Here is a 20,063-nt window from a genome sequence, read left to right on the forward strand (position 1 = left end):
CCGAATGGGGGCGCGGTATCGGGTCGGAATACGGGCGGGTAAAAAACTGCTTCGCCACGCAAAATGACTGGGTCGGCACCCGCCCTCTCGGGGGCGGACAACCTATAGTTTCTTCATGTGACGCCGACGGTGTTCGACGCCTCGGCGGCGTCGCGTCCGTGACACACCGGCTCGACGACGCTCCGGTGGGCACTGCCTGTACATCCGCCCGCACGCGGCGACCCGAGGGGACAGACACCGATGAGCGAACATCCACCGGAGATCCGCGAGAGCGTCGTCCCGCAGCCTCCGGAACGGAAGTTCCGCGGACGCATCCGGGGACTCGACGGGCCGCGTGGCATCGCCTGCATGGCGATTCTCGCCGTGCACGTCGTGGGCCATTACTCCCCGGACACCGCAGCATCCGGGAAACTGCAGCTGCTCGGTCAGGCGCTGATCTTCTTCTTCGCCCTGTCGGGGTTCCTGCTGTTCCTGCCGATCGTGCGCGACCTGTTCCTGGCCAAGACCTCGCAACCCGACATCCGCGCCTACGCCATCCATCGCGCCCTGCGCATCTTCCCCGCGTATCTGCTGATCTTCCTGATCACCAACTACGTCCTGCAGGCGTCGTTCGTGGACAACGCACAGAAGACCCTGACCGTGGGATCGGACTCCGGCACCGGCATGATCACCGACGTCTGGTCGCTGCTCGCGAACCTCACGCTGGTCCAGACCTATTTCCCGTCGCTGATCCAGACCGGCATCAACCCGGCGTGGTCGTTGTCGTTGGAGATCGCGTTCTACGTGTCGCTGCCGTTCTTCGGCGCGCTGATGTTCGCCCTGCACCGCCGTCGCGGCTGGAGTCCGTTCGCGAGTGCGATGGTCGCCCCGGTCGCGCTGATCGTGCTCGGCAGTGTGGGCAAGGTGTTCGCGTCCTGGTTGAGCAACCGGGACGGCATCACCGATGTGATCGAACAGAACTTCGGGCCGAACTGGGCCGCGGTCGTGCTGCGCAGCTTCCTCGGTGGCAGCGACGCCTTCGCGTTCGGCATGATCGCGGTCGTGCTGTTCGTCGCGGTCGGCACCGGCAACATCGGTCCGGCCGCCGCGCGACGGATCCGGCTGTGGTCGATCATCGCGCTGTTCCCCTCGCTGCTGGTGATGTTGGTACTGCTGATCGTGCAGTCCAATTTCCAGGTCACCGCCACGTCCCTCGCCTCGGGCCTGATCATCCTGATCATCGTGTTGCCGCTCGCCGAGGGCAAGGACTCGAAGTTGGCGGACTGGCTCGACTGGAAGCCGTTCGAATACCTGGGTCGGATCTCGCTGAGCATTTATCTGTGGCATTTCCCGCTGTTGATGGTGCTCGGGCGGTGGGGACTGATGGCCGGCGACAATTGGGGCGGACTGTTCCGCAATTTTCTGCTGCTCTCGGCGGCATCGATTCTGTGCGGCGCCGTCACCTATCAATATGTGGAAAGACCTGCCGTCAATTACGCCCGAAAGTTCAAATCTCGATAGCTGTACATCGCTATACTGCAGTTTATTGAGGATCAAGCAACTGCAACGGCCCCCTCCGGGCGTCACCGCCCTCGTCCCGGCGTCGCCTGTGTCGCGCTGATCGTGACGATGGTGGCGCTGATGGTCGCCGGGTGCACCGGTGCGAGCCCGACGGGCGTACCGAGGAGCAGTACCCAGCCGTCGTCGTTGGCGTCGCCCACCCCGTTGGTCGAGCTCGGGGTCAACGGCGGCAGCCTGATGATCGTCTCCGACGACGAGGTCCTCGCGAAGTCGCTGAACGCCATGGTCGACCTCGGCGCCACCATGCTGCGACTCGACATCGCCTGGCCCGTCGTCGAACCCGTGCAGGGAACGTTGAACTGGGCGCCGGTCGACCGGGTCGTCGACGCCGCACGCAAGCGGGGGATCCGCGTGATCGGCATCGTGGACTACACGCCGCAGTGGGAGTCGGGCATCGGCAACCCGATCGCGCAGCGTCCGAGTTCGGTGTCGGAGTTCGGACGCTTCGCAGGCGATGTCGCCGATCACTTCGACGGTCGACTGGCGGGATACGAGATCTGGAACGAGCCGAACGGGGGTTACTTCTTTCGTCCGGGGCCCGATCCCGAGTACTACACGGCCATGCTGCGATCCGCCTACCGCGCCATCAAAGCGGTCGATCGGGACAACCTGGTGATCGGCGGATCGCTTGCCACCGCGGTGGATTCGAGTCTCACGATGAACGGGCTGCGTTTCCTCAAGCGCATGTACGCCGCGGGGGCAGCAGGATATTTCGATGCGCTGGCCGTGCACCCCTACTCCTATCCGGAGTCGTTCTCGGCCGACCCTCTCGATCCCGTCTCGGCGATGCGGATGGTCTCCGACATGTACGCGCAGATGCGAGCGCACGGCGACGGCGGCAAGAAGATGTGGGCGACCGAGATGGGTTATCCGACAAGGGGAGACCTGCCGTCGGACACCAAGATCCAATCCGATGTGGTGACGCGGTCGGTGCAGGAGTGGTCCCAGCTGTCCTATGCCGGTCCGGCGATCATCCACGAGCTCCGCGACCGCGCCGCCGGCACCGGTGACCGCGAGGACTCGTTCGGCGTACTCGCCACCGACTTCTCACCGAAACCGCTGTACAAGAGTCTGCGAACTCTGGTCAGAATGCATGTCGTCGACGACCCGACCTATCGTCGACTGCTCGGGTCCGCCGAGGCCAGCGGCCTGGATCTCGGCGGCCCGGTGACCCCCTGGTACCGATCTGCATCGCGACGGGGGATAGCGCAGTTGCGTCAGGAGTTCGCCAACGGTCTGGTGATCTGCACTCGTGACGACTGCTTCGCGTCGCCGACACCGGTGGGCAGGTATCTCGATCGAGCCGGCGCCACCCCGGTCGGGCCGTTCGTCGACGGACGGCAGATCGCGCGCGGTGTGCGGCTGATCACCGTGTTCTACTCCCCGCGGTCGGGCGCCCATTCGCTCAGCGGTGAGATGCTGGACCGATGGCGCCCCGAGTACGGATTCCCGATGACCGATGAGTACATCGACGGCAACAGCCGTGTCGTCCGTTGCGAGCACGTGACCATGCGTAAGGCGTTCGGCGAGCCGGTCGTGATCGAACGGTCATGACCGGGCGGCTCAAGGCGGCCCTCGCGGTGATCGCGGTGCTGATCGTCGCGATCCTCGCGATCGGTTCGTTCGTGCTCTGGCCGGTGATCTCGCCGAGTACCCCCGATCTCGCGGTACCCGGCGGGTCGGCGCCCGGCGCGGTCGTCGAGGCGACCGCGAAGACCGACCTGCCCATCCTGATGCAGATCTCCCGCGCCAAGGGCACCGTCGTCGAGTACATGTCGACCGACCCGACCGGTCGGCCGGTGCAGGTGTCCGGCGTCGGATTCGAGCCCGGCGGGGATGCGCCCGAGGGTGGCTGGCCGGTGGTCGCGCTCGCCCACGGCACGGTGGGTATCGACGACGCCTGTGCCCCATCGCGTTCGGCCGAACTCGGCGGACTGATCGGCATCGCGCAGGCGTTGGTCGGCGCCGGGTATGCGGTCGCGGTGCCCGACTATCAGGGACTGGGTTCGCCGGGGGAGCACCCCTATCTCGACTCACCGACCGCAGGCCGCAACGTCATCGACTCCATCCGGGCGGTGCGAACGGTGTTCGGCAACGTGTCGAACCGGTGGGCCGGCTATGGGGGTTCGCAGGGGGGCGGCGCCATCTGGGCCGCCAACGAGGAGAGTGCGCGCTACGCCCCCGAACTGTCACCGGTGGGGACCGTCGATGCCGCCCCGGCCGCCGACGTCGTGGGTCTGGTGGCAAAGGCGCGGGCGGGCACCCTCACCTCCGATCAGCGCGCCGCAATGCAGTTGATCATCGAAGCGGCTGCCCGGATCGACCCCGCGTTCGTGCGCGACGACTATCGGACGGCCACGGCCGCGGCCGAATGGGACGTGCTCTCCGCCTGTTCGGGCCCGCTGGTGTCCCGCAGAGACGCAGCGATCGCGGCACTGGGGCCCGGCGACGTCGGACCGCGCAGTGATGCCGCTGCGGCACGATTGACCGAACTGCTCCGGTCCTACGCCCTGCCCCGGATGAAGGCGAGTGCACCGATGCTCGTCCTCTACGGCGACGCGGACACCTTCATCGACCCCGAATGGACCCGGGACGCGGTCCGACGATCGTGCGCCCTCGGCAGCGTCGTCGAATCGAGTGATCAGCCCGGGAAGGGCCATGGCGACGTCGACATCTCCAGTGCCCTCGGATGGTTGAAGGACCGGTTCGACGGCAAGCCCGCTCCCTCGAACTGCTGATGGGTCAGGACATGCCGGACACCGAGCACCCCGAACACGCGCCGACGCGGCGCAGCGCGGCCAAGGCGGCGCGTCGAGACGAACTGTTGGCCGCGGCGGCCCGACTGATGGCCGAGCGGGGGTACGCCAGCGTGCGTCTGGAGGACATCGGCGCGGCGGTCGGCATCAGCGGTCCGGCGATGTACCGACACTTCTCCAACAAGCACGACCTGCTGGCCCAGATGCTCGTCGACGTGTCCCGCCGCCTGCTCACAGGTGGCGCCGCCGTCATCGAGCGTCGCGATGCACCCGCGACCGCGATCCGGAGGCTGATCGCGTTCCACGTCGATTTCGCGCTGACCGAGCCGGATCTGATCGAGGTGCAGTACCGGGATCTGTCGTCACTCGACACCGGCGCACGCCACGACGTGCGCCGCCTGCAGCGCCAGTACGTCGACCTGTGGGTCGACGTGTTGGAGGCACTCATGGGCGTGCCACGTGCGGACGCGTCCACACGCGCCCAGGCGATGTTCGGTCTCATCAACTCCGCACCGCGTCTGCCGGGCCTGCCGACCGAACGGGCGCGGGAACTCCTGGCCGCCATGGCCCTCGGTGCGGTGACCGTGGACCCCCGATCGGATTGACCCGCTGGTCGGGGCGTCTCGTGGCGCGGTCTGTCGGAGAACATCTCGTGACGGCGATGTGACAACCGGAGTTCGTTGAAACTGTGGTGACCTCAAACGAGGATTTTCGGTAACGAATGTGTGCTGATGAACGAATTAGCCGTCAAGAACGCGAAAAGTGGCCTGCGGGCACCGCCTGATTCCCTTAGGCTATCGAAAGATAGCGCGAGCAGGGCGGTGGCACACACGACCCCGTGGTCCACGTCGCATCGTTTGTCGGAGATCGCACAGAGTGGTGCGCGGGTTCGTCTGGCCAGTTCGTCACCGTGAGGAAGTCGCAGTGTCCATACCGTTCCGCGTCTCCACGACGCGTCGCTCCGCCGCATCGACCACCGACGCGCGATTCGTGCAGCCACGTTCACAGAGCTGGCTGTACCGATACGCCGCCCGGGCCCGCTTCGTCGATCTGGTCGTCGTCCTCACCGCGGTGCTCGTCGCGCTGATCGTCCGGTTCGGATACGACCTGACCCATACTTTCGGCTCTTTCAGCTGGCCGGCCATCGTCGCCGCACTGTTGATCGCCGTGTCCTGGTTCGCCATGCTGCGTGTCACCCAGAGCTCCGACCGCCGTGTGCTCGGAGGTGGACCCACCGAGTACAGCCGCGTGGTCACCTCGTCGGTGATGACGTTCGGCGTGTTCGCGATCGTCTGCCAACTCCTCAACCTGAGCATCGCCCGCGGGTTCCTCGCCGTGGCCTTCCCGCTCGGCACCGTCATGCTGCTGCTCGCCCGATGGGGGATGCGCCGCCACCTGGTGGGGATGCGCAAGTCGCGCAAGTATCTCGAACGGGTGCTGATCATGGGCGGCGTCCGATCGGCCAAGCCGATGATCGACCGTCTGCAGCAGAACCCCGAGCTCGGCTACGAGGTCGTGGGTCTCTGCGTGCCGATCGGCAAGCCGTCCGACCCCGAGATCATCGAGTCGTTCGGGTACGAGATCCCCGTCTTCGGTGACTTCTCCGACGCGCGCAGCGCGGTGGCACTGTCCGGCGCCACGACCGTCGCCGTCACCTCCGCCGAGGTCCTCGGGCACTCGGCGATGCGCGAGCTGTCCTGGGACCTCGACGACATGGACGTGGAGATGCTCGTCTCGCCCGGCGTCACCGACGTCGCGGGACCCCGCATGATGGTCCGACCCGTCGCGGGCCTGCCGCTGCTGCACATCGACAAGCCCAGCTACCAGGGTGCCAACCAGTTCCTCAAGTCCGCGTTCGACCGCATCGCCACCTCACTGCTGCTGCTGATGCTCTCGCCGGTGCTGCTGGCGTGCGCGATCGCGGTGAAGGTGACCTCGCCCGGGCCGGTCTTCTACAAGGGCGAGCGCATCGGCGTCGGCAACGAGGCGTTCCCGATGTGGAAGTTCCGATCGATGGTCGTCGACGCAGACCAGCAGCGCGAGTTGCTGGCCGCGCAGAATCAGGGCAACGGCGTCCTGTTCAAGATCCAGGACGACCCGCGCGTGACCCGCGTCGGCAAGTTCCTGCGTCGCTACAGCCTCGACGAGCTGCCGCAGCTGTTCAACGTGATGGGTGGATCGATGAGCCTGGTGGGCCCTCGCCCACCGCTGCGCGAAGAGGTCGAGACCTACGACCATGTCGTCACCCGCCGGATGTTGGTGCGTCCCGGCATCACCGGACTGTGGCAGGTCTCGGGCCGCTCGGATCTGTCCTGGGAGGAATCGGTCCGTCTCGACCTGTCCTACGTCGAGAACTGGTCGATCATGCAGGACGTGCTCATCCTGTGGCGCACCGCGCGTGCGGTGCGCAAGAGCGACGGCGCGTACTGACCCCTGCTCAGCCCTGCGCTCGCCGCAGGCTGACCGGCGGGGTACCGCCGGCCCGGAAGACGCGCAGCACCATGGCGACGGACTCGCCGTCGTCCACCCCGAACAGCGCGCGCAGGTCGCCGTCGAGACGGGCGAGCTCGTCAACTCGCCCCGGGGCCAGGCCTTCTCGGTCGCCGTCGTCGCGTGCGTGGAGCGAGATCGGTGTGACCGGGCAGATCGACAGTCCGAGTCCGGTGGCGCGAACCCAGAGGGCCTGCGCGGCGGTACCGCCACGAACGTGATCGGCCGAGCCGGCGCCGTCCTGGCAGATCGCCACGACCGCCGAGGACGAGCCCACGAGACCCTGCGTCGGCGCGCCCAGCGCGGAGCCGGCATCCCACTCCGCGAGCAACGCCATCACGTCGGTTCGCCGGGTGACCTCGAGCATGCCGAGACCGCTCCGCCCGACGCCCAGGGTGTCCGGACCCAGCCCGGTCGACGGGTCGGCATCGGAGTCGGGCCACCGGATCTCGGCCACCATCTCGGCGTGCAGATCGGGTGTCAGGTGGCGGATCCGGTCATGGGCGGCGAGGATCCCGCCGCACCGGACGATCTCGGACCGGTCGGTGACGATCCGCGCGATCCCGCCCGACGAATCCGCCGCCGCGCGCAGTGCGTGGATCTCGTCGTCGGACAGTGGGGTCCCGTCACCGGGGCGTCGGTCGGTGGCCCGTCGCAGCATCGCGTCGAGGAGACCCGCGCGCTCGGGGTCGGCGCCGTCTCCGAACGCGTAGCGCAGGGCGAGGTCGTCACCCGATCCGGTCGTCGCGAGTTCCCCGGCGACCGACCGGGCGGTGGCCGCGACGTCGATGTTGAACGCCATGGCGCCCAGCGCGACCGCACTCGCACGACGGTCGATGTCGCCGAGCCGGCCGCGTTCCCGCAGTGTCACCGTCACGCCGGTGTCGTCGGGTGAGACCGTCCACGGCTGGGAGTTGCCCGCCGAGGGAGCCCGCTTCCCCGCGTAGACGACCGCCTCGCGGTCGGGGAGCGATCCGAAGGTGGCCGCCACATCGTCGGGCGCCGGTGCCGACCGGGGTGGCACGGCCGTGGCCGTCAGCGGGTCGGCGAGAGCTTCGAGCTCGGCGTCGAGGTCGATGCGTATGCGCCCCGAGGGCAACGGATGGCCCAACCCCAGGCGTCGGACCGCCGCCGCGCACGTCGCGCCGCCGAGCGCGACGTCGCCACCGAGTTGTGGCCAGGTAGAGATGGTCCGTCCCAGTTCGACCGCCGATGCGGCCATGCGTGCGGTCACGCGTGCGGCGTCGAGCAGGGTGATCCCCAACGGGACCTTCTGTGCCGTGGTCAATCCGGACAGGGCGGCGGCGTCGATCTCGCCGAGCAGGCCGTGGAACAGCGGGCGTTCGCGGTCGAGGTCGAAACGTTCGACATCGAGTACGCCGCCGTCGCTCGTCTCCATGATCACCGGGATCCCGCGCGCGCGTGCGTGATCGCGCACGATGACCTTCGCGTCGAAGGAGTCGCATTCCTCGAGCACGATGTCGAGGCCGTCGAGGAAATCGGCCACCGTGTCCTCGTCGAGTCCGCCGGGTGCGATCTCGACACGGAGATAGGGGTCGAGTTCGGCGATCCTGCGAGCGGCCACCACCGCTTTGTTGACCCCGAGATCGAACACCGACCCCGGCACCCGGTTCAGGTTGGACAGGTCGATGGTGTCGAAGTCCATCAGTCGGATCGCGCCCGCGAGTCCCTCGACGGCAAGGGTGTGGGCAACGGCGTGTCCGACGCTGAGCCCCAGCACACCGACGGTGACGCCGGTCAGACGATCCTGTTCGGCCGCGGTGATCTTGTTCCGGTTCCGGTCCAGACGCAGTCGTCGGAACCCGTTCGGGCCGAGCACGCGGACCAGGCTCGAGCGCCACGGGTAGTGCACCCAGCGTGGCGACTCCGTCAGCAGCGCCTCGTCGGGCGGCGGGATCACCTCGGCCAGTGAGGTCTGCTGTTCGGCGAGGGTGTCGAGGCGGCGGACGGACCGATCGGCGCCGATCGCCTCGAGTCGGGCGCGATCGGCGGGGTCGTTCTCGTCCAGGATCTCGACGGCGGCGTCACCGGTTCCCACGTGGTCGGTCGTCGCAATCCCTGCATCCGCCATCATTCTGCCCCTTTGTGGTCGATGATCATCAACAATGCGCGTGATCTCATTCATGGTGCGATACGTCGTTGTCCGTCGGCTGACATGCGCACCTTTCTTTCATTCCTGGTCAGAACCGGCACAATTGACTCGGCCGGCTTCTCGGGTGGGCCCATTGTTCTGATCGGCCATCAATCGACCCGCACACATAGAGGAATTGAACAATGTCTATAACAAATGTGGAATTCGCGATCAATCAATTGGGATCGTCCCTTCCGCCCATGTCCGAGCCGATGTCGGTATTCGACGCCGCAAGCGGATGCCACCTCGTTCTCGGTACGCCGCGCAGTGTCCCCGAACTGTGGACGCGGTACCTCGACGGTGCGCGGGATCTGTACGCGGCGCACGGCGTGAGCGCCGCGCTGGACCACGACGCGGTCGTCGACGGGGACAGCACGACGCTGTTCTACGCGGCGGTGGACCGGGCGGGGGTGGTCCGCGGTGGCCATCGCGCACAGGGGCCGTACCTCGACGTGCGGGACAGCCACGCGCTCGTCGAGTGGAGCGGCAACGACGGTCGCGACGAGCTCATCGCCGCGGTGAGATCGCGGCTGGCCCATGGGGTGGTCGAGATGAAGACGGCGTGGGTCGATCCGACGGCCGACGACCCCTCCGCGGTCTCGGCGCTGCTCGCCCGGGTCGCGGTGCCCACGATGCGGACGACCGGCGCGCGGTTCATCATGGCCACCGCCGCCGAACACGTCCTGCGGCGCTGGTCGAGTTCGGGTGGGCGGGTCGACAAGCGGGTTCCGGCCGCCTCCTACCCCGACGAGCGGTACCGCACGAGCCTGATGTGGTGGGACCGCGAGACGATGGGACGACTTGCCGAGCCGGCCGTCTGGCGACAGATCCGCGAGGAGGCCTGCGTCTGGGAGGGGTTCGGCGGTGAGATGGGGCGGTCGGTCGCCTGATTCCGCGTCGCTCACCGTCCGGTGGGGCCCGGTGACGACTGGTCGCCGGCGACGAAGTGGATCGGTGACGACGACAGGCACACGACACGGTCGCGCCCGGCGCTCTTGGCGACGTAGACCCACCGGTCGGCGAGGTGGGTCAGATGGTCGATCACCTGGGAGATGTTGGGCGCCCCCGTACCTCGGCTGGACAGCGGCGCCGTCACCGCGCCGACGCTGACCGTGACCGTGGACATCGACGACACGGCCAGCCGGATCCGTTCGGCGGTCGCGGCCAGTGCGGACTGCCCCGTCGTGGGGCACAGGAGGACGAACTCCTCCCCGCCGAACCGTCCGATCAGCGAACGCGTCGGGGCCGCCCGGTTGATCGCGACGACGGTGTCGACGAGCACGGAGTCGCCGACCGCGTGACCGAGACGATCGTTGACCGCCTTGAAGTGGTCGACGTCGATCAGCAGGAACCCGATCTGATCGCCGGATGCCGCCACCTCGGCGAGCAGTTCGCTGCTGCGGGTGAGGAAACCCCGGCGATTGAGCAGGCCGGTCAGCGGGTCGGTGTCGCCGAGGACGGCGTAGCGCGCCATGGTGATCTCCAGTGAGCTGCGCAGGGCCGCCACGATGAACACCGGGACCATCACGTTCGCCACCCCGGCACCACATTTGACCAGCACCCCGGCGACCGATGACGGGTCGACGAAGGCGAGTCCGAGCGCGAGCACGATCGCCACGACAGAGAAGGTCAGGACCACCCGCCGGGTGGACGACATGGCGGATATTGCCGGGATGGCCGCGAGCAGGGTGATGATCACGCCCGCGGCGGCGGGTTCGGTGACGATGTATGCCGACCCCGCGATGCCGAACATCCCGATCATCCCGAACACCGCGAACAGTCGGTCGCTGAGCCTGCCCACGATCGCCGTCGTCGAGAAGACGATCAGCGTGAACACCCAGATCGCGCCCAGGTACGGCCAGCAGCCCTCGCGGATGATGTCCGGCGAGACGAAGGCGAGCAGTGGCAACGGGAGCGCGCCACTCGTGCTGAGGAGGACCGCGGCGGACCGGGCGTCGAAGTGCCCGACGAGTGTGCGCGTCCGGCGGCCGAGACGGATGTTCTCGGTGACCGGTCCTTCGGGCATCACCGCGTCGCCACTCTGCGCCGTGTCGGTCCATCTGGTCCGGGGGACCTCTGCGGACACCGAGGGGACCTCTGCGGACACCGAGGGGACGGCACCGGGCGCATCGATGTCGCCTCGCGGTGCGTCGGGGTCGGTGTACACGCGTTCAACTATGCCCTGTCCGATGCTTGTTCGGCAGTCGAGTGGAACCCCTACAGTGCCTGATGAATCGTGAATTCGAGATGTCGATGTCGGCTATTGTCGATCAGCATCCGATTGCCGGTTGTCGACGAATGCTCCGCGACGTGTGTCCACGCACTCATTCCGGCCATGAATAGTCGTGGCGGTGCATGACCGTATTGCACGAAAGACAGACCCAGATGCGCTGCGGAGGGTCGCACTGATTGTCCCAACCGACCAACATCCGACGGATGCCGAGTCGGTGCCCACGCGGACATCGGTACGGGAAACGCTCGACCAACGGGGCCATGGATCCACCTCGAACTCGGCCCGCGACGAGTACCACAACGGTAGTCGACGAGTCGGCCGCGACGACGAGCGGTGGACCCGCAGTGGCAGAGAGGCCAGACACGCCGGGACGCCACTAGAACACGTTTCATTTTCGGTCGGCAGTGACTAGTGTCACGGACAAGGTGTTGTTCGGCCGCGGGCCGTCGCAGGCGAGGAGTAGGAGTCAGATGAAGACCAAAGGTGCATTGCTCAGGAACTTCAACGAGCCGTGGGCGATCGAGGAGATCGAGATCGGGGACCCGCGTGCCAGCGAGGTCAAGATCCGGATGGAAGCGGCCGGGATGTGCCACTCCGATCACCACCTGGTCACCGGCGGCATCCCGATGGCCGGGTTCCCGGTGCTCGGCGGTCACGAGGGTGCGGGCGTCGTCGAGGCGGTCGGCGAGGGTGTCACCGACTTCGCCGTCGGCGACCACGTCGTCCTCTCGTTCATCCCGTCGTGCGGCAAGTGTCCGTCGTGTCGGTCCGGCCTGAGCAACCTGTGCGATTTCGGCGCCATGCTGCTGCAGGGTGAGGCCGTCTCCGACCACACCTTCCGGGTGCACACCGCGAGCGGCGAGGACGTCTACCCGATGACGCTGCTCGGCACCTTCTCGCCGTACATGGTCGTCCACGAGACCTCGGTGGTGAAGATCGATCCGTCCATCCCGTTCGAGGTCGCGTGCCTCGTCGGCTGTGGCGTGCCCACCGGTTTCGGCTCGGCCACCCACAGCGCCAACGTGCAGGTCGGCGAGGACGTCGCAATCGTCGGTTGTGGCGGCGTGGGCATCTCGGCGCTGCAGGGTGCGGTCATCTCCGGTGCCCGCTACGTCTTCGCCATCGACCCGGTGGAGTGGAAGCGTGAGCAGGCCATGAAGTTCGGGGCCACGCACGCCTTCTCCAGCGTGGAGGAGGCCGCGATGTCGATCGCCGAGGTCACCGAGGGCGCGATGGCCAAGAAGGTCATCGTCACCGTCGGCGAGGTGCACGGCAAGGATGTCGACCTGTGGATGGGCATCACCTCCAAGGCCGGTACCTGCGTGCTGACCGGCATGGGCTCCATGATGGAGACCGATGTGACGCTTAACCTCGCCATGCTGACCCTGCTGCAGAAGAACCTGCAGGGCACCATCTTCGGCGGTTCGAGCCCCAAGCTCGACATCCCGCTCCTGCTGTCGCTGTACAAGTCCGGGAAGCTGAACCTCGACGACATGGTGACCCGTCAGTACAAGCTGGAGCAGATCAACGAGGGCTACCAGGACATGCTCGACGGCAAGAACATCCGCGGCGTCATCCGTTTCACCGACGAGGATCGCTGAGCCCTCGTCGTCCGGCGTGCGACGTCTCGTCCGCCGGCCGGTCGTGATCAGATGGACGGCATGTCCGTACTCGATCGACTCGACGACTGGCCGGTGGACAACGTCGCCGCGGCGATCGTGCTCGACGGCTCGACCGTCGCACGCCACGGGGACCTGAGTCGACGGTTCTCCCTCGCCTCGGTGAGCAAGCTGCTCACCGCCTACGCCGTGCTCGTCGCCGTCGAGGAGGAGGCCGTCGAGCTGACCACGGAGGCTGGACCTCCCGGCGCGACCGTCGAGCACCTCCTCGCGCACGCCTCGGGTCTGGCGTTCGACTCCGGCGAGACCCAGGCGGGCGTGGGGGAGCAACGCATCTACTCCAACGCCGGATTCGCGGTCCTCGCCGACACCGTCGCGGCGGCGACCGACATCGCCTTCGCCGACTACTTCGCGCAGGCCGTGTGCGAGCCGCTGGGTCTGTCCGACACCGATCTCGACGGGCCCGCCGGCCACGGCGTGCGTTCGACGGTCACCGACCTCGCGCGTTTCGCCGCCGAGCTGCTGGACCCGCGGGTGCTGGCCGCCGAGACGCTGGCCGACGCCACGTCGGTCCACTTCGCCGGTCTCGACGGTTTCGTTCCCGGGTACGGCAGGCACCGTCCGAACGACTGGGGTCTCGGGTTCGAGATCCGGGCGGAGAAGTCGCCGCACTGGACCGGGTCGACGAACTCGTCCGCGACCGTCGGTCACTTCGGGCAGTCGGGGACCTTCCTGTGGGTCGATCCGGACCTGCGTGCGGCCTGCGTCGTGCTGACCGACCGCCCCTTCGGCGCCTGGGCGAAGCCCTTGTGGTCGGACTTCAACGACGCGGTCGTCGCCGCGATCCGTGCCGAACACCGGGCCTGATCGCACAGTTCTCAACTGACACTGGCGCAACACGGGTCACATGAGGCACACTTGTGATCGAAGTTGTGCTATCCGCGGTGTCGCAAGGTCGTTGGGGAAGACGTTCCTCGTCGAGACCCGGAGGTAGAACAATGCGCACTCTTTCGCAGTTCGCTGACCTGACGACGGGCGTGGTGTACATCCACTCGTCGCCGACAGCGTTGTGCCCGCATGTCGAGTGGGCGTTGTCGTCGACCCTGGATGCCCGCGCGAACCTGAAGTGGTCGGCGCAGGACGCCGCGCCCGGTCTGCAGCGTGCCACCGTCGACTGGACCGGTCCGGTCGGAACCGGATCCCGCCTGGCCAATGCGCTGCGCGAGTGGTCGGCGTTGCGGTTCGAGATCACCGAGAACGCCAGTGACGGCGTCGACGGCGAGCGGTTCTGCCATGTGCCCGGTCTCGGACTGTGGCGCGGCTCGATGAGCGCGAACGGCGACGTCATGATCGGGGAGCTGCAGTTGCGCGCCCTGATGGACTCACAGCCCGACAGCGCCGGACTGGCCGGACGACTCGACGCCGCCCTGGGAACCGCCTGGGACGAGGCCCTCGAGGCGTTCCGCATGGGCGGCGCGGGCGCCGAGGTCACCTGGCTGCACCAGCGCGTCGGCTGACCCGACCGGAACCACGAGAAAGGCCCTGGACTCCGCGGAGTCCAGGGCCTTTCTCGTTCGGGGATCAGCTGACGGTCACAAGGGGATGTTCTTGTGCCGTCCGCGTCGTGCCGGCGCCGAGGCCAACGCCTCGGCGACGATGCTGCGGGTCTTCGCCGGATCGATGATCTCGTCGACGACACCGATGGACTGCGCACGTCCGACACCGCCGGCGATGGCCTCGTGCTCGACGGCGAGACGTTCGTGCAGAGCCTCACGCTCGTCGTCGGCTGCTGCGGCCAGCGCCTTCTTGTGCAGGATGCCCACGGCGGCCTTGGCCCCCATGACGGCGACCTCGGAACCGGGCCATGCGAACACGGCCGTGGCACCCAGCGCCCGCGAGTTCATCGCGATGTAGGCGCCGCCGTAGATCTTGCGGGTCACCAGCGTGACGCGGGGGACCGAGCACTCGGCGAATGCGTGGAGCAACTTGGCGCCACGACGGACGACGCCGTCCCACTCCTGGCCGACACCGGGCAGGTAGCCCGGGACGTCGGTCAGCACGATCAGCGGGATGCCGAACGCGTCGCACAGGCGGACGAACCGCGCCGCCTTCTCCGCGCTGAGCGAGTTGAGGCAACCACCCATGCGCAGCGGGTTGTTGGCGACCACACCGACACTCCGGCCGGACAACCGCCCGAAACCGACGACGATGTTGGGCGCGTACTTCGGCTGGATCTCCTCGAAGCTGGAGATCTCGGTCTCACCGTCGGCGGCGAGGTCGGTGTCGAGCAGGCCGTGCACCACCGGGTGCACGTCGTAGGCCCGACGGTTCGACTCGGGCAGCAGTGCCCGCAGGTCGGTGTCCCCGGCCTCGGCGCGCTGACGGCTGAAGTGTCCCTGCTGGCTGAACATCCCGATCAGGCGACGGGCACGCCACAGCGCGTCCGGCTCCGAATCGGCGGTGATGTGCGAGACGCCCGACTTCTTGCCGTGCGTCAACGGTCCGCCGAGCGACTCCATGTCGACCTGCTCGCCGGTGACGCTGCGGACGACGTCCGGTCCGGTGACGAACACCCGACCGGCCGGCGCCATGATGACGATGTCGGTCAGGGCGGGCCCGTAGGCCGCCCCGCCGGCGGCGAAGCCGACGACCACCGAGATCTGCGGCACGTACCCGGAGGCACGCACCATGGCCTCGAACACCTTGCCGACCGCGTGCAGCGCCTCGACACCCTCGGCGAGGCGAGCCCCACCGGAGTGCCAGATGCCCACGATCGGTGCCTGCTCGGCGATGGCGGTGTCGATGGCGTTGACGATGTGCGCACACCCCACCACGCCCATGGCACCGCCCATGACGGTCCCATCGGTGCAGTAGGAGATGGTGCGTACGCCCTTCACCCGGCCGACTGCGGCCTGCACGCCCGACTTGTCGCGGGTGTGCAGCAGCGACATCGAGCCCTCATCGAAGAAATTGGTCAATCGCAGCAAGGGGTCGCGTGGATCGACGGATTCCTCCTGGGAAGTGATCGGAGCCATGGTGGTCATCGATTCTCCTAACGATTTCGACAGAGTCACTGTGTGCGCGAACGCATCACGTGTGTCAGTAGCGCCCAAAGGCGAGCGCCACATTGTGCCCACCGAATCCGAACGAGTTGTTGATGGCGTAGTCGATTTGCCCGTACCGCGGCTCACCGGCGACGACGTCGAGATTGCACTCGGTGTCCTGGTTCTCCAAGTTGAGCGTCGGCGGGATGACCCCGTCTTCGATCGCCTTGATGGTCAGTACCGATTCCAATGCACCCACAGCCCCGATGGAGTGCCCGAGCGCAGACTTCGGTGCGTACACCGCAGCGTGCTCGCCGATTGCCGAGTTGATCGCCAGCGCCTCGGCGGTGTCGCCGATCGATGTCGATGTCGCGTGTGCGTTGACATGGGTGATGTCGCTGCTCTGCAGTCCGGCGGTCTCCAGCGCGCGACGCATCGCACGAGCGGCACCGGTTCCCTCGGGATGCGGTGCCACCAGGTGGTAGCCGTCGGACGTGATGCCGGTGCCGAGCAGACGCGCATGGATGTGCGCGCCACGAGCCCGGGCGTGGTCCTCACGTTCGATCACCATCAGCGCCGCGGCCTCGCCGAACACGAAGCCGTCGCGGTCCTTGTCGAACGGGCGCGACGCCGCCGCCGGATCGTCGTTCCGCGTGCTCATCGCACGCATCATGGCGAAACTGGCGATCGGGACCGCGTCGATGAAGCCCTCGACACCACCGGTGACGACCATGTCGGCGTCGCCGAGCACGATGTGTCGCCACGCGTGGGCGATGGCCTCGGAGCCCGACGAGCAGGCCGACACCGGGGTGATGACCCCGGCCCGGGCGCCGATGTTCAGACCGATGACCGCTGCGGGTCCGTTCGGCATGGTCATCGGCACCGCGAGCGGCGACACCTTGCGGTAGTTGCCGGTGAGGGTCATGGCGTCGTGGGCCGCGATGAGTGCGTCGCCGCCACCGAGGCCGGTGCCGAGGACGACCGCGAGACGATCGTGGTCGACCTCGGGCTCGCCCGCCTGCTCCCACAACCGCTTGCTCATCACATGGGCCATGCGCTCGACATAGCTCATGCGTCGTGCCTCGACGCGCGACACCTCCTCGGTCGGGTCCTTCACCAGCTTGCCGCCGAAGGTCACCGGCAGGTTGTACTCGGTGACGAAGTCGTCCGTCAGCGTCCGGATACCGGACTCGCCGGCCAGCAGACCCTTCCAGGTGGAGTCGAGATCCTCACCCACGGACGTCGTGGCGACCATGGAGGTCACCACGACGCTGGGAAAGTTCCCCGCCGCTGTTGAGAATTCGCGAAGAGATGATGTCAATTAGTTCACTCAGCCTTCTTGTTGGAGTCCACCTGCGCCTTGATGGCTGCGGCGGCTTCCGGGTTCTCGGCCTCGAGCTTCTGGATGTAGTTCACGGCGTCACCAACGGTGCGCAGGCCGGCCAGATCCTCGTCGGGGATCTTCACTCCGTACTTGTCCTCGGTCTGGACCGCGATCTCGACCATCGACAGCGAGTCGATGTCCAGGTCGTCGACGAAGGACTTGTCGACGGTGACCTCGGAGGGCTCAATACCGGTGACCTCTTCGATGATCTCCGCGATGCCGGCAATGAGTTCGTCCTGAGTCGCCACTGGGTGACTCCCTTCTGTTGTTCGTTCTGCTACTTCACATGGTTCCGGAAGCGGTGGTCTGGCCACCGTTTGGACCGACGATCACGAGAGTGTTCGTCCTCCGGGGGCGCCTGCGGTGTGCGGCGCCGCTATCCAAGTTCTGTGATCGCCTCGAGGTCGGAGGGGGTCTTCAGGGCACGGGTCGGTGTGCCCTTCAGCTCGCGCTTGGCGATACCGGTGAGCGCCCCGGCGGGGGGCAGCTCGACCAGTCCGCTGACCCCGAGCTCGCGCATCGTTGCCGAGCAGAGGTCCCATCGAACCGGGTTGGTCACCTGGGCGACCAGTTTCGCGAGGGCGTCGGTGCCCGTCGTGACCGGCTTGCCGTCGAAGTTCGACAGCAGCACGCAGGTGGGGTCCTGCGGCGTGATCGACGCGGCGGCGGCGGCCACCGCGTCCTGGGCGGGCGCCATGTACCGGGTGTGGAAGGCGCCTGCGACGGAGAGCTTACGGGTTCGCGCCTTCTCCGGCGGGTTGGCGATGAGTTCGTCGATGGCCTCGACGCGGCCGGCGGCCACGATCTGACCGACGGCGTTGCGGTTGGCCGGGATGAGGTCGAGCTCGGCGAGGCGGTCGAGGACCTGCTGCTCGTCACCGCCGAGGACGGCGGCCATCGTGGTGGGCTCGAGCGCACAGGCCTTGGCCATCTCGGCGCCGCGGACGGCGGCCAGGGAGACGGCCTCGTCGCGACTGATCACCCCGGTGATCGCGGCGGCGGCGAGTTCGCCAATCGAGTGGCCGGCCACGACGAGCTCCGACGGCAGCGATCCACGCTTGACGATCTCGTCGTACGCGATCAGGGCGGACACGACGACGAGCGGCTGCGTCACCGCGGTGTCGGTGATCTCCTCCGCGGTCGCGGTCGTGCCGAGCCGTTCCAGCTGGAGGCCGGTGAGCTTGGACCACGTCGCGATCTGGTCTTGTACGCCGGGTAGCTCGAGCCACGGCTCGAGCATCCCGGGGGTCTGTGAGCCCTGTCCGGGCGCTAGCAACGAGAGCACTTGATCAGAGAACACCCTGAGGGCTCGTCGTGTGGGTGTTGGTGGGGCCGAACCTTGTGCCGAGGTTTTGTTTGGTTCCTACAAACGGCTGTCTGCACGTATCCCGTTTGTCACCAGATCGAGACTCGTGATAGAGAACAGCGCGAACGCAGGTTCGATAGGAGGTTACCCAGAAATACCGAAACCACTGTGACGCATGGGACTCATGTGCGCGTTTCGTGTCGAACCTGTGCCAGTCGCCCGACCGTCGAGGCCACCCGCAGGACGTAGGCGTCGCGCGGATTCATGGGGTCACGGCCGGTCACTTCGGCTATCCGCTTTAGTCGATATCTCACAGTATTTGGGTGAACGAACAGTTCTCGCGCGCACGATTCGACCGATCCGCCGGAATCGAGGTAGGCGTCGAGCGTGTTCGTCAGGGTGGCCCCGCCCTTGGCCAACGGGATCACGAGGAAGTCGTTCAGCGTCGTGACGGCAGCGGAATCGCCGAGCAGCGCGCGCTCGGGGAGCAGCTCCCAGCTGTGCACCGGACGCGGGGCACCCGGCCAGCCGGCCACCGCGTCCATCCCCGCCAACGCCTCCACCGCGCTCGAGTGGGCCGCTCCGAGATTGGCGGTGGTGTGTCCGATGACGACCGGCGCGTCCGCGAAGTGAGTCAGCAGTTTCGCCACGAAGGGATCGCTCGCGTCCATCTGTCCGCTGACGATCGCCACGAGGTGGGTTCCCTGCACCACCGACAACGCCGATCGTTCGTGTTGGCGGGCCGTGGTGTGGATGGCCAGGGGTACCGACACGTTGAGCTCGGGTGGCGGGTACCCGACCACGACCGTCGCGGATGCGTCGGCGTCCCAGTTCAACGCGGCGGCGCGCGAGAGCAGGGTCGGGCCGCTGTCGCCGCGGACGACCGCGTCGACGACGAGGGCCTCGAGCCGCGAGTCCCACGCGCCACGGGACTCGGCCGCCGAGGCGTAGATGGCCGCGGCGGCGAACCCGATCTCGCGGCCGTAGCGCAACACCGACTCGGTCAGGGCCCGCAGTTGTGCGTCGTTGCGTGCGAGCAGCGGGAGCCACTTCTCGAAGAACTCCATGGCCACGCGGACCATCTCGACCGACTGCAGCAGGCTGATCCGGCGGGCCAGATCCTGCGGCACGACCTGGAACGCGGTGACGGTGAACTTCACGTTGCCCTCGGGATCCTGCAACCACTCGACGAAGTTGACCACCGCGGTCTGCACGACCAACTGGACACTGGCGCGCTGCCCGGCCTCGAGATCGGCGAAGTAGGGCAGTTGGTCCTGCATCGAGTGCACGGCCTCGGTGGCGAGCCGACCGCTGTACTGCTTCACCCGCCGCAGAAGTGTGTCGGGAAGGGCGTCGTGCATGTTGGCCGGCGCGGGAACACGGGCGCCCCGCGCGCTGAACAGGTCACCGGGAGTCTGTTCGGGCACGTGGGGAGAGTCGGTCACCTGACCACTGTAGGTGCTCGACGTGGGGGGATCCGCCGTTCGCCCCGCACCGCGCCACCGCACGAGGCGCGGCA

General features: G+C 67.4%; 16 protein-coding genes. 9 read left to right on the forward strand and 7 right to left on the reverse strand.

The window, feature by feature from the left end; translation table 11 throughout:
• Positions 1-240: 240 nt before the first annotated feature.
• The 5 genes from IEV93_RS12675 to IEV93_RS12695 all read left to right on the forward strand — a co-directional run bounded on the left by IEV93_RS12675 (position 241) and on the right by IEV93_RS12695 (position 6,746).
• Positions 241-1,500 (forward strand): acyltransferase family protein, encoded by a 1,260-nt coding sequence (locus IEV93_RS12675; protein WP_188490045.1) that lies wholly within the window; start codon positions 241-243, stop codon positions 1,498-1,500.
• Between the two features lie 120 nt (positions 1,501-1,620).
• Entirely contained in the window at positions 1,621-3,114 is a 1,494-nt protein-coding gene (locus IEV93_RS12680; RefSeq protein ID WP_229705166.1) for a cellulase family glycosylhydrolase, read from the forward strand.
• Positions 3,111-4,298: a lipase family protein gene (locus IEV93_RS12685; protein WP_188490047.1), complete on the forward strand. Its 1,188-nt coding sequence runs from the start codon at positions 3,111-3,113 to the stop codon at positions 4,296-4,298. The genes IEV93_RS12680 and IEV93_RS12685 overlap by 4 nt, the downstream gene beginning before the upstream one ends.
• An 11-nt stretch (positions 4,299-4,309) precedes the next feature.
• Complete coding sequence (locus IEV93_RS12690; RefSeq protein WP_188490048.1) at positions 4,310-4,921, forward strand: TetR/AcrR family transcriptional regulator; 612 nt, start codon at positions 4,310-4,312, stop codon at positions 4,919-4,921.
• Between the two features lie 319 nt (positions 4,922-5,240).
• Entirely contained in the window at positions 5,241-6,746 is a 1,506-nt protein-coding gene (locus IEV93_RS12695) for a sugar transferase (protein WP_229705074.1), read from the forward strand.
• Between the two features lie 7 nt (positions 6,747-6,753).
• Here the strand turns inward: IEV93_RS12695 and IEV93_RS12700 are convergent, their stop codons facing one another.
• Positions 6,754-8,865, reverse strand: coding sequence for an Rv1355c family protein (locus IEV93_RS12700; protein ID WP_229705075.1), 2,112 nt, complete (start codon positions 8,863-8,865; stop codon positions 6,754-6,756).
• Between the two features lie 293 nt (positions 8,866-9,158).
• On the opposite strand from IEV93_RS12700, the gene IEV93_RS12705 reads away from it, so the two are divergent.
• Positions 9,159-9,848 (forward strand): hypothetical protein, encoded by a 690-nt coding sequence (locus tag IEV93_RS12705; protein ID WP_229705076.1) that lies wholly within the window; start codon positions 9,159-9,161, stop codon positions 9,846-9,848.
• Between the two features lie 11 nt (positions 9,849-9,859).
• Here the strand turns inward: IEV93_RS12705 and IEV93_RS12710 are convergent, their stop codons facing one another.
• On the reverse strand, positions 9,860-11,125 hold the full coding sequence (locus IEV93_RS12710; RefSeq protein ID WP_188490050.1) for a GGDEF domain-containing protein: 1,266 nt from the start codon (positions 11,123-11,125) through the stop codon (positions 9,860-9,862).
• Positions 11,126-11,661: 536 nt separating this feature from the next.
• Here IEV93_RS12710 and IEV93_RS12715 point away from each other — a divergent pair.
• The 3 genes from IEV93_RS12715 (at position 11,662) to IEV93_RS12725 (ending at position 14,327) form a co-directional block, all read left to right on the forward strand.
• Positions 11,662-12,792 carry an NDMA-dependent alcohol dehydrogenase gene (locus IEV93_RS12715; RefSeq protein WP_188490051.1) on the forward strand — a complete coding sequence of 377 codons (1,131 nt, stop codon included), beginning with the start codon at positions 11,662-11,664 and terminating at the stop codon, positions 12,790-12,792.
• Positions 12,793-12,852: 60 nt separating this feature from the next.
• Entirely contained in the window at positions 12,853-13,677 is an 825-nt protein-coding gene (locus IEV93_RS12720; protein ID WP_188490052.1) for a serine hydrolase domain-containing protein, read from the forward strand.
• Positions 13,678-13,808: 131 nt separating this feature from the next.
• Complete coding sequence (locus IEV93_RS12725; protein ID WP_188490053.1) at positions 13,809-14,327, forward strand: DUF3145 domain-containing protein; 519 nt, start codon at positions 13,809-13,811, stop codon at positions 14,325-14,327.
• Between the two features lie 75 nt (positions 14,328-14,402).
• Here IEV93_RS12725 and IEV93_RS12730 read toward each other — a convergent pair whose 3' ends face one another.
• From IEV93_RS12730 to IEV93_RS12750, 5 genes are all read right to left on the reverse strand, one after another.
• Complete coding sequence (locus IEV93_RS12730; protein ID WP_188490054.1) at positions 14,403-15,854, reverse strand: acyl-CoA carboxylase subunit beta; 1,452 nt, start codon at positions 15,852-15,854, stop codon at positions 14,403-14,405.
• 55 nt (positions 15,855-15,909) lie between these two features.
• Positions 15,910-17,175 carry a KasA/KasB family beta-ketoacyl-ACP synthase gene (locus IEV93_RS12735; protein WP_188490055.1) on the reverse strand — a complete coding sequence of 422 codons (1,266 nt, stop codon included), beginning with the start codon at positions 17,173-17,175 and terminating at the stop codon, positions 15,910-15,912.
• 5 nt (positions 17,176-17,180) lie between these two features.
• Positions 17,181-17,486, reverse strand: a complete 306-nt coding sequence (gene acpM / locus IEV93_RS12740) for a meromycolate extension acyl carrier protein AcpM (protein WP_188490056.1) — start codon at positions 17,484-17,486, stop codon at positions 17,181-17,183.
• A 128-nt stretch (positions 17,487-17,614) separates the two neighbouring features.
• Positions 17,615-18,523: an ACP S-malonyltransferase gene (locus IEV93_RS12745; protein WP_188490573.1), complete on the reverse strand. Its 909-nt coding sequence runs from the start codon at positions 18,521-18,523 to the stop codon at positions 17,615-17,617.
• A gap of 203 nt (positions 18,524-18,726) precedes the next feature.
• Positions 18,727-19,905, reverse strand: coding sequence for a PucR family transcriptional regulator (locus tag IEV93_RS12750; RefSeq protein WP_188490574.1), 1,179 nt, complete (start codon positions 19,903-19,905; stop codon positions 18,727-18,729).
• Positions 19,906-20,063: the final 158 nt, after the last annotated feature.

It is taken from the genome of Williamsia phyllosphaerae, from assembly GCF_014635305.1.
Classification (GTDB): Bacteria; Actinomycetota; Actinomycetes; order Mycobacteriales; family Mycobacteriaceae; genus Williamsia_A; species Williamsia_A phyllosphaerae.